The sequence below is a fragment of the Leyella stercorea genome (assembly GCF_021531355.1).
Classification (GTDB): Bacteria; Bacteroidota; Bacteroidia; order Bacteroidales; family Bacteroidaceae; genus Prevotella.
Map to the genome: position 1 here is coordinate 1 of NZ_JADYTS010000095.1, position 9,351 is coordinate 9,351.

14 protein-coding genes and 2 pseudogenes are annotated in these 9,351 nt (G+C 44.9%); 3 read left to right on the forward strand and 13 right to left on the reverse strand.

The features are described from left to right. Nucleotides 1–136: 136 nt before the first annotated feature. The 6 genes from I6E38_RS13400 to I6E38_RS13425 form a co-directional block, all read right to left on the reverse strand. Nucleotides 137–805 carry an AlkZ-related protein gene (locus tag I6E38_RS13400; RefSeq protein WP_235394470.1) on the reverse strand — a complete coding sequence of 223 codons (669 nt, stop codon included), beginning with the start codon at nt 803–805 and terminating at the stop codon, nt 137–139. 23 nt (nt 806–828) lie between these two features. Continuing rightward, on the reverse strand, nt 829–1,104 hold the full coding sequence (locus tag I6E38_RS13405; protein ID WP_235394471.1) for a DUF1294 domain-containing protein: 276 nt from the start codon (nt 1,102–1,104) through the stop codon (nt 829–831). A 10-nt stretch (nt 1,105–1,114) separates the two neighbouring features. Continuing rightward, nucleotides 1,115–1,747 carry an HAD-IA family hydrolase gene (locus I6E38_RS13410; RefSeq protein ID WP_235394472.1) on the reverse strand — a complete coding sequence of 211 codons (633 nt, stop codon included), beginning with the start codon at nt 1,745–1,747 and terminating at the stop codon, nt 1,115–1,117. 11 nt (nt 1,748–1,758) lie between these two features. Further along, the gene (locus tag I6E38_RS13415; protein WP_235394473.1) at nt 1,759–2,151 is read right to left on the reverse strand and encodes a rhodanese-like domain-containing protein; all 393 of its coding nucleotides are present in this window, start codon (nt 2,149–2,151) and stop codon (nt 1,759–1,761) included. 18 nt (nt 2,152–2,169) lie between these two features. After that, on the reverse strand, nt 2,170–2,775 hold the full coding sequence (locus I6E38_RS13420; protein ID WP_235394474.1) for a YqiA/YcfP family alpha/beta fold hydrolase: 606 nt from the start codon (nt 2,773–2,775) through the stop codon (nt 2,170–2,172). A gap of 306 nt (nt 2,776–3,081) precedes the next feature. Beyond that, complete coding sequence (locus tag I6E38_RS13425) at nt 3,082–3,378, reverse strand: hypothetical protein (RefSeq protein ID WP_235394475.1); 297 nt, start codon at nt 3,376–3,378, stop codon at nt 3,082–3,084. Between the two features lie 200 nt (nt 3,379–3,578). On the opposite strand from I6E38_RS13425, the gene I6E38_RS13430 reads away from it, so the two are divergent. From I6E38_RS13430 to I6E38_RS13440, 3 genes and pseudogenes are all read left to right on the forward strand, one after another. Continuing rightward, the gene (locus I6E38_RS13430; protein WP_235394476.1) at nt 3,579–3,764 is read left to right on the forward strand and encodes a hypothetical protein; all 186 of its coding nucleotides are present in this window, start codon (nt 3,579–3,581) and stop codon (nt 3,762–3,764) included. Further along, on the forward strand, nt 3,743–4,462 hold the full coding sequence (locus tag I6E38_RS15485; protein WP_235394477.1) for a helix-turn-helix domain-containing protein: 720 nt from the start codon (nt 3,743–3,745) through the stop codon (nt 4,460–4,462). The genes I6E38_RS13430 and I6E38_RS15485 overlap by 22 nt, the downstream gene beginning before the upstream one ends. A 147-nt stretch (nt 4,463–4,609) precedes the next feature. Next, nucleotides 4,610–4,870, forward strand: a pseudogene (locus I6E38_RS13440) (GNAT family N-acetyltransferase); the annotation flags it as partial. Nucleotides 4,871–5,049: 179 nt separating this feature from the next. Here I6E38_RS13440 and I6E38_RS13445 read toward each other — a convergent pair. From I6E38_RS13445 to I6E38_RS13475, 7 genes and pseudogenes are all read right to left on the reverse strand, one after another. Beyond that, nucleotides 5,050–5,955, reverse strand: coding sequence for a tRNA threonylcarbamoyladenosine dehydratase (locus I6E38_RS13445; RefSeq protein WP_235394479.1), 906 nt, complete (start codon nt 5,953–5,955; stop codon nt 5,050–5,052). 139 nt (nt 5,956–6,094) lie between these two features. Beyond that, the gene (locus tag I6E38_RS13450; protein WP_235394480.1) at nt 6,095–6,787 is read right to left on the reverse strand and encodes a DUF2461 domain-containing protein; all 693 of its coding nucleotides are present in this window, start codon (nt 6,785–6,787) and stop codon (nt 6,095–6,097) included. 205 nt (nt 6,788–6,992) lie between these two features. Further along, nucleotides 6,993–7,733, reverse strand: a complete 741-nt coding sequence (locus I6E38_RS13455) for a YczE/YyaS/YitT family protein (protein ID WP_235394481.1) — start codon at nt 7,731–7,733, stop codon at nt 6,993–6,995. Beyond that, nucleotides 7,730–7,972: a hypothetical protein gene (locus I6E38_RS13460; RefSeq protein ID WP_235394482.1), complete on the reverse strand. Its 243-nt coding sequence runs from the start codon at nt 7,970–7,972 to the stop codon at nt 7,730–7,732. Before I6E38_RS13460 ends, I6E38_RS13455 begins: the two co-directional genes overlap by 4 nt. Nucleotides 7,973–8,001: 29 nt before the next feature. Continuing rightward, nucleotides 8,002–8,280 (reverse strand): DUF1294 domain-containing protein, encoded by a 279-nt coding sequence (locus tag I6E38_RS13465; protein ID WP_235394483.1) that lies wholly within the window; start codon nt 8,278–8,280, stop codon nt 8,002–8,004. Continuing rightward, nucleotides 8,273–8,580, reverse strand: a pseudogene (locus tag I6E38_RS13470) (YqiA/YcfP family alpha/beta fold hydrolase); the annotation flags it as partial. The pseudogene I6E38_RS13470 and the gene I6E38_RS13465, both read right to left, overlap by 8 nt. A 272-nt stretch (nt 8,581–8,852) precedes the next feature. Next, nucleotides 8,853–9,351, reverse strand: a 499-nt coding sequence (locus I6E38_RS13475) for a DUF6078 family protein (protein ID WP_235394484.1), incomplete at its 5' end; no start/stop codon positions are given.

Consider the following 9,351-nt stretch of genomic DNA (forward strand, 5'->3'; position numbering starts at 1 on the left):
ACAAAATTTCTATCACATTGAGGATTAGATAGTTGTAAATAATCTTAATATTTAACGACACTCCCTATATATGGAGCCTTGTGCATTACTTCCAATGCCCATTGGCTATCCATTGCTCTTGATTCCTTTCTCATTTTTATCCAATTAATTTAATAATCTGTTTATCCGAAGCATCAGGCAGAATTTCTTTCAGATGCTCGAAAATCCTCTGATAAGATTCTTCGGGAGTGCGATTGCATTGGCAAGCCTCCCTGCCATAGAGATCTTCGGGAGTATTGAGCAGCGACCATCCCCAGCCATATTCATGATTGTGCTTGTCACGAGGATAGATGAAATCCTCGGTCACGATGTAAGTTGCCATTTCCAGTCGGGTGAGATAACCGTCAAATTTGCTTCTCATTCCCTTTCCGGTGAAACCACAAGCAGCCCGAAGTTCTCTTGTGATGAGACTGCCCGATGATTGAAGCGTGCAGAGAATGGCTCCTTCTATCGAGTCTTCATCCGGACGGGGGTATTTGCTTCTTCTGTAGTTACAGAAGTCCGGCCACCATTCCTGGCTGATGAATCCCGCTTTCTTCTTAAAGAACTTTCCGTACATACATGGTATTTCCTGAACGATTTCGCCCTTCCATTTCCATAGCGGCCAGTCCCAACCGCCTTCAGGAAGTCTTACATAACCGCAGTCTTCGGCCACGATGTCTTCGGCAGAGAAGCCTTCAATTCCACTATCAAGAAGAGGGAGGAAGCCGATTTTCTGAATCAGCTCCATCATACCTGTTGCTGAATATATTTCTGGAAAATTCATACGCTTCGTTCTTTATATTGTTATTATTTCATGTGTAAATACGCCATCAGCGCAATCTGTATCAGCAGAATGGCAGGAATGCCGTATTTGAATTTCTTGTGCATCGTCTTATGGTGCCAGACTTTCATTCCCATCCATGCCCCGAGGCTTCCTCCAAGTACAGCCAGCAACAAAAGCGTGGCTTCCGAAATGCACCACTTGGCTTTCTTCGCCTTGTATTTATCAATGCCGTACATGATGAATGCAACTGCATTGATGGCAAGGAGATAGTAGGCGAGGCAACTGTGTAATGTATTCATACCTATAATATCATACTATATTCTTGATAATTTCTTGCCATTCCTGATGTTCTTCCAGATGATTGGTCTTTACCGGTACGCTCTGGAAACCGAAGTTTCTGCCTGCTTCGGCATTCTCGGCACGGTCATCGAAATAGAGGGTGGTGGCAGGATTCAATCCTGTCTGCTGCGTCATCTCTTCATAGATTTCGACGGATGGCTTCTCTTTCCGCATGGCGTATGATAGGAACACTTCATCAAATAACTCGTCTGTGGAATATCCCAGCTGCTTCATCAGACTGACCGACTTCTGCCAAAGAGTGTCGTTGATGTTGCTGAGCAGATAGACCTTGTACCGCTTCCGAAGCTTCACCAATGCCTCCAGTCTTTCCACGGGCAGGTTGCCGCACAGCTCTTCGAGCACTTTTTCAATATCCTCGGTTGTGGTTCCTTTACGGCAAAGGCTCAGCATCTCCTGCAAAGTTTCTGCTTCCGCCACCAGACCATTGATATATTGGTGCATCAGTCTCTTGATCTTGCGGACATGGATTAGCCGCTTGAACGCCGTAACGCCCAGGCTCTCCATGGCTTTCACAACAGAGGCATCATCAATATTCACGATAACACCTCCATAATCAAAGACGAGTGTTTCTATCAGTTGCATAGTTGCAGAATTTATTTCTTTACGATTTCTTTTCCTGCTGCCTGCCAGCCATTAAAGCCGGAATCGAGTTCTATTACCTGATAGCCGTTCTTTGCCAATATAGCTGCTGCATTCTTGCTTCGCTTGCCGCTTCGGCAGTTCACGGCGATAGTCTTGCTCTTGGAAAGAGTGGCGATGGCCTTCTGCTCGAAGTCTGATTTCAGTACGTCGATGTTGATTGCGTCACGAATATGTCCATCGGCAAACTCCTCAGCGGTTCGTACGTCGAGACGGATTACTGTGGTGTCAGCAATGGCTTTCTCATAGTCATTTACCGACAGACTCTTATAGCCTTTATTTTGCGCCTGACAAGAAAACAGGCTTGATAGCATAGTAATGATGCTCATGATAAATATTTTCTTCATATTATTCTGTTCATTTTTTTATGTCAAGAAAGGATCAAGCGTAGCCATCATTTCCTGGGCAAGGGGAGCGTACCATGTCTTTACCTCCTGCTCAGTAGGCGTATGACCGCCAGGGAAATGGAAGGCTTGATTGTAATGCTCCAGGAAGAGAGGGGAGAAGTGAGCCAGGGTGTCCTGCTCACCAAAAAGTCCCCACACACGATCCTTATAATATGGGTTGCAATGGTCAAACTGCACGGCTTCCAGCTCGGCAAACTCCTCAATCAGCGCCTCGTCAATCACCAGCCGCTGGTTTCCGTCCCTTCTCGGCGCCTTGTATTCATGCTCTCCGATTCGCTCCTTCAGAAACTCCGTCATCATGAAATACGGATTGCCGAGCAGGGCAGGAATGCCCACCACCGGAGCCAGCATCTGGGCGAGGAAAGAGCCGCAGCTGTTGCCCAAGAGCAAGTCGGGCTGCTCCCGGTCGATGATGGAGCGAATCTCCTTCAGTGCCTCCTTGGGGTGCAAGGGAAGGTCTGGAGTCAGCACCACCGCCGTCTTCTCAAACGCCTCTTTCAAGGCTTTCGCCATCGGACAACTGCCCGTGGCGAAGAATCCGTGTAGGAATAATATCTTCTTCATACTCTAATCTTGGTTCCACATTTCTTCTTCATGACTTGGCCATTCAAAGCGAGCTTGATGGCTCTCGCTACTCCGTCGGTTAAATCTCTTGTTTTGCTTTCAACTGCAAAGATACAAACTATATTCTGAAATGGATTACTCTTGTAAAGAGTATGAAATATAAAATAACATAAAGTCTGATTATAGTGTTGTGACTACATTTTCTCTACATTGATACATATTTGTTGGGCAATGGAATAACTTGGTGGTATTCCGGCATGGCGAATGTCTGTTCGTTCATGCAGGATTTTTTCCCTGTGTTAGTAATTAGCCCGCAACAGTAAAGATGCGGATCTCTGGGTCAGCCTGGAAGTAAGGAGAAAGTCCCTTGGCTACATCCTCCTTGAACATCTCCGACTCCAGATAAGCTGCAGCGTGTTCCTTGCTGTCGAAACCATGAAGCACCTGAACATCTTCGTCACGTACTAGCAGATTCTTGGTCAACGCACCATCGATAGTCTGCAGAAATGGTTCGCGATAATCGAAATAAACCTTTGCCGCACTTGGGCGATCATTCTCTTTGATCTTCATCGTAATCTGAAGATAAGCATTTACTTTTTCCATTTTTTACTTGTTTTAAATTGTTTATAATGCTACTGCTTTTTTGTATTGCGATGGCAAAATTAGGAATAGTTGTGCAAAATACAGCTGTACATTCCTATAAAAGAATGGTTAATATGCGCACGATGTTTTGTTAAGTGAAAAAGTTTGAGTAATTTCACCACCGAAATGACGGTATTTACTATTTTTTTGAAGCTGATTTTATGAAGAAAGAAGATGTTAAATCATATTCGATAACAGAGAATGAACATTCCGGACTTGAGCTGGAACTCCAGTTTATGCCCCGATTCTTTATGGAGAATCCGGGTGCTCTGACACCTCATATCCATGAGTTCTATCAGATTATCTGGTTTCGCAGGGGGCATGGGTGCATCACGTTGATTTCATAGATTATCCGGTTTCAGATGATACTATCTTCTTCGTGGCTCCTGGACAGGTGCATGCTTTCGATGGAGCGAACGATTATGAGGGTGTCATCATCCACTTCAATGCCAGTTTTATGGCGGATGAGGAGTCGAGTGAGAGTATTTTCATGAAGTATGATGTTTTCAATGCCTACGATTCCTTACCTTATTGTAAGATAACGAGCGAGGAGGCTGACAGGCTGATGCTGCTGGTAAATGAGATGAACCGGGAGTATTCTCTGACGGGTGCCTTCGCTCACAGAGACTATATGCAGAATCTTCTGCGCCTGTATCTTATCAGGATACATCGAAGTGGCGAAAGAATGGAAATGCAGAAACTCTATGTGTCGTGTATCGCCAACAGAACCTTTGTCAGATTCCGCCAACTTCTTGAACAGAACTTCCATCGGGTTCATACGGTACAGGATTATGCCGATCTGCTCAATATCTCGGCTCGCACCCTGACGAAGTATGTCAGTCAGAGTGCCCATCGTTCGCCTCTGAAGATCATCAATGAGCGAATCGTACTTGAAGCTAAGCGGCAGATTCTGCATTCTACGCTTAGTATCAAGGAAGTGGCATTCCAGCTAGGCTTTGAGGATCCGTCTTACTTCGTGAAGTTCTTCAAGCGAATGACGGGCAAGATGCCCAAGGAATTTAAAAACGAAGCAAAAGATAGATAAATCAAAAAGATAATCAAAACTAAAAGATAAAGTATGATGCAGAACAAGAATATCACTTATACTGCAGAGAGAAAGTTTACGCAGGGGCAGATAGAGGAACTTTTCCTATCCATTCATTGAGTATCGGGCAAGTATCCGGAGCAGCTTTATCAGGCTCTTCTGCATTCTTCCTATGTGCTTACGGCGTGGGACGGAGATCGGCTGGTGGGGTTGGTCCGAGGATTGGATGATGGTGGCATGACAGCCTTCCTGCATTATCTTCTGGTTTCTCCCGATTATCAGCATCAAGGTATCGCCTCCCAATTAGTAGGGCATGCAAAGGAGCATTATCGCTTTTATTTCTATATCAACGTGATGTCCGAAGAGAGTTGCAATGCCACATTCTATCAGCGTCATGGTTTCGAATAGATGCCTGATGGAGTAGCAATGCAAATCTGTCATGCGGTAGATTTAGGGGTAACTGCTATAGAGAAATAACGCCAACTTAATAGTGGTGATAGATTTTTTGTCTATCACCGTTACTTTTACTTTATGCTTTATTTGTCGTAAATCATCGTATTATATCTTTTATATGATTTTACATTACTTCAAAGCGTTTTAGTTTCAGTTGTTTTTAAGGGGGTACCGTCTTGACGATCGATGATGTCGTTGATCACGATTCCTGCTATTGCCATACCGAATGAGGCGGTGATGTGGCAGAGTGAACCGTTGATTTGTGCTTTTGACGTGCACCATTCGTGTTCGACGAGTCGCTGGTCGCCAGGAGCATCATAGACGGCTGTATCTGTCCCTCGCTCTCCGCTGAGCAGCTTCGCCTTAGGACATAGGCAACCACCGGTGCCGCAGGCTTTGTTCACGCCCAGATTCTCCATAGGCTTTTCCTCGCTATAGACGCATTGGAACTTGCGACTTGGAGCTGTCTTGTTATGCTTGAACTTCTTGCGCAAGGCTCGTGCTAACGGGTCGCCTTTTACTTTCCAAAACTCTGCTTTCCTGATCATGAAGGGGTCGCGTCGGAGGGCTGCACCCATGGAGGATATGAAGGTGATGTGGTTGGGTAGGGCGGTGGCACGGAGTATGAGGTCGGCTTTATCCTTCAGCGAGTCGATGGCGTCGATGATGTAGTCGTAGTCTTCCATGTGGAACTCGTCGGCTGTTTCTGCCTCGTAGATTTTCTGATAGGCTGTGATGTTGGCGTCAGGGTTGATTTCCAACAGGCGATTGTGCAGCGCATCTACCTTCACCTCGCCTATGGTGCGGCTTGTTGCCATCAGCTGTCGGTTGCAGTTGGTAACGCACACTCGGTCGCTGTCCACGATGGTGATGTTGCGTATGCCGCTTCTTATCAGTCCCTCGGCGCACCATGATCCTACGCCTCCGATACCGAAGATGAGCACTCGTACCGACTGTATTCTCTCAAGATTATCCTTTCCCAGGAGCAATTCGGTGCGTCGCTGCATTCCTTGCTCCATTGTTGTGATTCTATTTTCCATTTATTTTTTGTAAGAATTATTATACTTTATGGGTGTGTTATAGTTCTAATTTAGAACTCCGAGACAAAGATAATGCAAAGATACGAAAAAAATGAGAACAATATTATTTGTTATTGTGGATTATTGCTCTTTTGAAATATCACCCTTCCATCTCTTCTTTCACGTAGTCAACGGCACGGTTTATATAATCTATAAAAGGTTTGGTGGTCTTGAATAGTTCTGCCACACGCTGGGCAAGATTTTCTTCAAGCAGGAAGTTGTCATCCGTTTCGGCAGTCAGACAGAAACTCTTCATTCGCATCCAGTCGGCATAGGGTGCATTGGGGTCGTATTCTCTTGGCACACGCTTTAATGCTCCTTCCATGTCAGGAGAAAAGAGGCTGTTGACCTTTCCCAAGATGCTTGTGCTGAAAGTTTCCCATTCGTCACTAATATCTTCATGCAATATTTTGATAGCCTTATTGTCGTAGCAATAGTTGCCTGAAGCAAGCATGTGGGCGTGTGGATATTCCGAGCTGTTGCCGGCTCCGATATGGAAATAATACCCTGCATGCATAGACTTCTTGCCCCCTTTTGCCAGGAATACGCCGAAATGGGTTTTGTACGGTGACTTGTCCTTGCTGAATCTTGTGTCGCGGTAAATGCGATACGTACAGTCTTTGATTGTCAGCGGGGCGATGTCTTTGTCAAAGCGTCCTATTTCTGTAATGAGGCTTTCGCATAATGCGTTCCATTTCTTTAATACCTCTTGGTATCGTTCTTTATTAGTGCTAAACCATTTGCGATTGTTGTTCTTCTCCAAATCGCGAAGGAAATCCAGTATCTCTTTCATTATGTATGTTTTTTTATATTAAGTAACAGTTCAAAATTATCTTTACATATAGTAGGAGGGTATGGCATCCTTGCCATACCCACTAAATTGCCTGTACAATCATGGCAGAGTGGGTATGGCAGGGATGCCATACCCTCCTACAGATTGCCGTTCATATATAAAGATAAATGTGAATATTTACTTATTTTATTTCCTTTCCCGATGTTTATATCTGTCTTCTTATGTATCGGGCAAGACCGTAAACATATCTGCGAAATCCCAGGCGATAGTGGAGCAGGCGGTCGAACCATGCAAGATGTTTGTTGAATAGACGAACCGTAACGCCTACATAGACCATTGCGAAGAGTGTTCCGATGCCCACAATCTCCCATTTCCATGAACCGAGAAGCAGGAAGCAGAACATGACGGCTAAGACCACGAGCGTGATGTCCACACGAATCTTGGCTTTAGGGAAAGGCCAGCCGGTAACCTTGTGAATGGCAATGGAAATGCCCTCGCCAGGCATGGTTACGGAGCCGCATTTTACCTCCATGGCTATTCCGAAACCGAGGATGGTGCAACCGGCAATCTGCACAAGGGCATTGACCAGAATGTTTTCTGAAACCATCCACTCGGTAAGCACCATGTTGAGGTCTATGAGCATTCCGAAAATAAAGCCGATTGCGAGCTGGAAGAGTTGCACCCACTCGAAGTTTCTTCTCAGAATCAGAATCTGCAGCACCACGAAGATTGCGTTCATCATGATGGTGTAGCCGCCGATAGTCCATCTTGGGATGTAGTCAAGCATCTTTCCTGCCGAAGCCATCACATAAGGGATGGTGGAAATAACGCTTGAACCTAACTGACTCCGCACACATGCAGCGACTCCGAAAGTCATTACATAGAGCGATGCGAGCAGCAGAATATGCTGCCAGGTAAAAGATATAACTTCTTCTTTCTTAATCATTTATGTTCTTTTGTTATCAATTCATTCAGTTTATCCTCTCTGATAATCTTCGGCTGAGTCTTGCCAGCGAGAATGAGAATCTTCTTGCCGTTACGATAAATATGAAGCTGTCGTGAGCGAACCACGGCAGTCAACTCCTCATCGTCCTGTATGGCTTGCCAGATAGGATAATATACTCCCTCTGGTTCAAACAACTTCTTTTGAGGAGGTGAACAGAGGTTAGTTGTATCAATAGTCATAGACATATTTTTCTTCAAACTTTTTATTTTCAAAGATTCATGTGCAAATACGCCATCAGCGCAACCAGTATCAGCAGAATGGCAGGAATGCCGTATTTGAATTTCTTGTGCATCGTTTTATGGTGCCAGACTTTCATTCCCATCCATGCTCCGATGCTTCCTCCAAGTACAGCCAGCAACAAAAGCGTAACTTCTGGAATGCGCCACTTGGCTTTCTTGGCCTTATACTTGTCAATGCCGTACACGAAGAATGTAACTGTATTGATGGCAAGGAGATAGTATGTGAGGCAACTATGTAATGTATTCATGCTCGCCAATACGCTCCTTCAGAAACTCTGTCATTATGAAATACGGATTGCCGAGCAGGGCAGGGATGCCAACCACCTGAGCCACAGCTGAGCGAGGAAAGAGCCGCAGCTGTTGCCCAGAAGCAAGTCGGGCTGCTCACGGTCGATGATGGAGTGAATCTCCTTCAGTGCCTCCTTGGGGTGCAAAGGGAGGTCGGGAGTCAGCGCCACCGCCGTCCCCTCAAACGCCTCTTTCAGCGCTCTCGCTATCGGACAACTGCCAGTGGCGAAGAATCCGTGTAGGAATAATCTCTTCTTCATAATTGCAAAGATAGTGCAAATTAAGAGAAGAACGAAGTGAAATTATTCTTTTTTATTGATGTGAAGTATAGGATTGTTTATTGTATTCTTTATCTGTAGCCCCAGGATACAACTCTTGCCCAAATACAATTAAGTGATGGCGATGAAGTGCCATTATCAATATGTAACTAGTGCGTCACCTATAGTACTTTAGCAAGATTACTACAGTACTTTATAAAGATTACTGTAGTACTTTGACTGGATTACTCCAGTACTTGACGAAAGTACTGGGCTTAGTCATACCAATTGATGTTCTCTTCATAGTTGTCGAACTTCATTTCTTCGGTTACTCCTACTTTTTTCAGAGTATTGAGGATAAAGTCTTGCTCATGGGGTGGAAGAGCTCGGGTGCCACGTCGTCGCTCAAAGTACGGATTACGACTCCAATGGTTGATGCATATTGACATAAAACGGCTGTACTGCTCGGGGAACATATGCTTTTGGAAATTGGTAAATCCACGGGCGTAGATTACCGGCTTGCTGTTACGATAGTAGATGCACAACTCATTTTTGCTACATTTGTTTGGATTAATAAGTTGTAGATACTCTTCACGCTCCATTAGGGTGGAGTATGCTGTTTGATGTAAGCAGGTAGTTGCCATAGGGCAGTTGCTATGCTCACATACTGGATAGTCGTTTGGTAAAGATGTGTATTCTTTCGGCTCACCCGATAAACTAGGGGGAAGACGCTTTGATTCTATAGAAAATTTATACCTTTGTGCCATGAATAAT

Bases quoted from the DNA above. Each gene is read 5' to 3' on its own strand.
- I6E38_RS13400 (WP_235394470.1), bottom strand. From the start codon at position 805: ATGAATTTTCCAGAAATATATTCAGCAACAGGTATGATGGAGCTGATT.
- I6E38_RS13410 (WP_235394472.1), bottom strand. From the start codon at position 1,747: ATGCAACTGATAGAAACACTCGTCTTTGATTATGGAGGTGTTATCGTG.
- I6E38_RS13465 (WP_235394483.1), bottom strand. From the start codon at position 8,280: ATGAATACATTACATAGTTGCCTCACATACTATCTCCTTGCCATCAAT.
- I6E38_RS13420 (WP_235394474.1), bottom strand. From the start codon at position 2,775: ATGAAGAAGATATTATTCCTACACGGATTCTTCGCCACGGGCAGTTGT.
- I6E38_RS13455 (WP_235394481.1), bottom strand. From the start codon at position 7,733: ATGATTAAGAAAGAAGAAGTTATATCTTTTACCTGGCAGCATATTCTG.
- I6E38_RS13405 (WP_235394471.1), bottom strand. From the start codon at position 1,104: ATGAATACATTACACAGTTGCCTCGCCTACTATCTCCTTGCCATCAAT.
- I6E38_RS13425 (WP_235394475.1), bottom strand. From the start codon at position 3,378: ATGGAAAAAGTAAATGCTTATCTTCAGATTACGATGAAGATCAAAGAG.
- I6E38_RS13460 (WP_235394482.1), bottom strand. From the start codon at position 7,972: ATGACTATTGATACAACTAACCTCTGTTCACCTCCTCAAAAGAAGTTG.
- I6E38_RS13415 (WP_235394473.1), bottom strand. From the start codon at position 2,151: ATGAAGAAAATATTTATCATGAGCATCATTACTATGCTATCAAGCCTG.
- I6E38_RS13430 (WP_235394476.1), top strand. From the start codon at position 3,579: ATGAAGAAAGAAGATGTTAAATCATATTCGATAACAGAGAATGAACAT.
- I6E38_RS13445 (WP_235394479.1), bottom strand. From the start codon at position 5,955: ATGGAAAATAGAATCACAACAATGGAGCAAGGAATGCAGCGACGCACC.
- I6E38_RS13450 (WP_235394480.1), bottom strand. From the start codon at position 6,787: ATGAAAGAGATACTGGATTTCCTTCGCGATTTGGAGAAGAACAACAAT.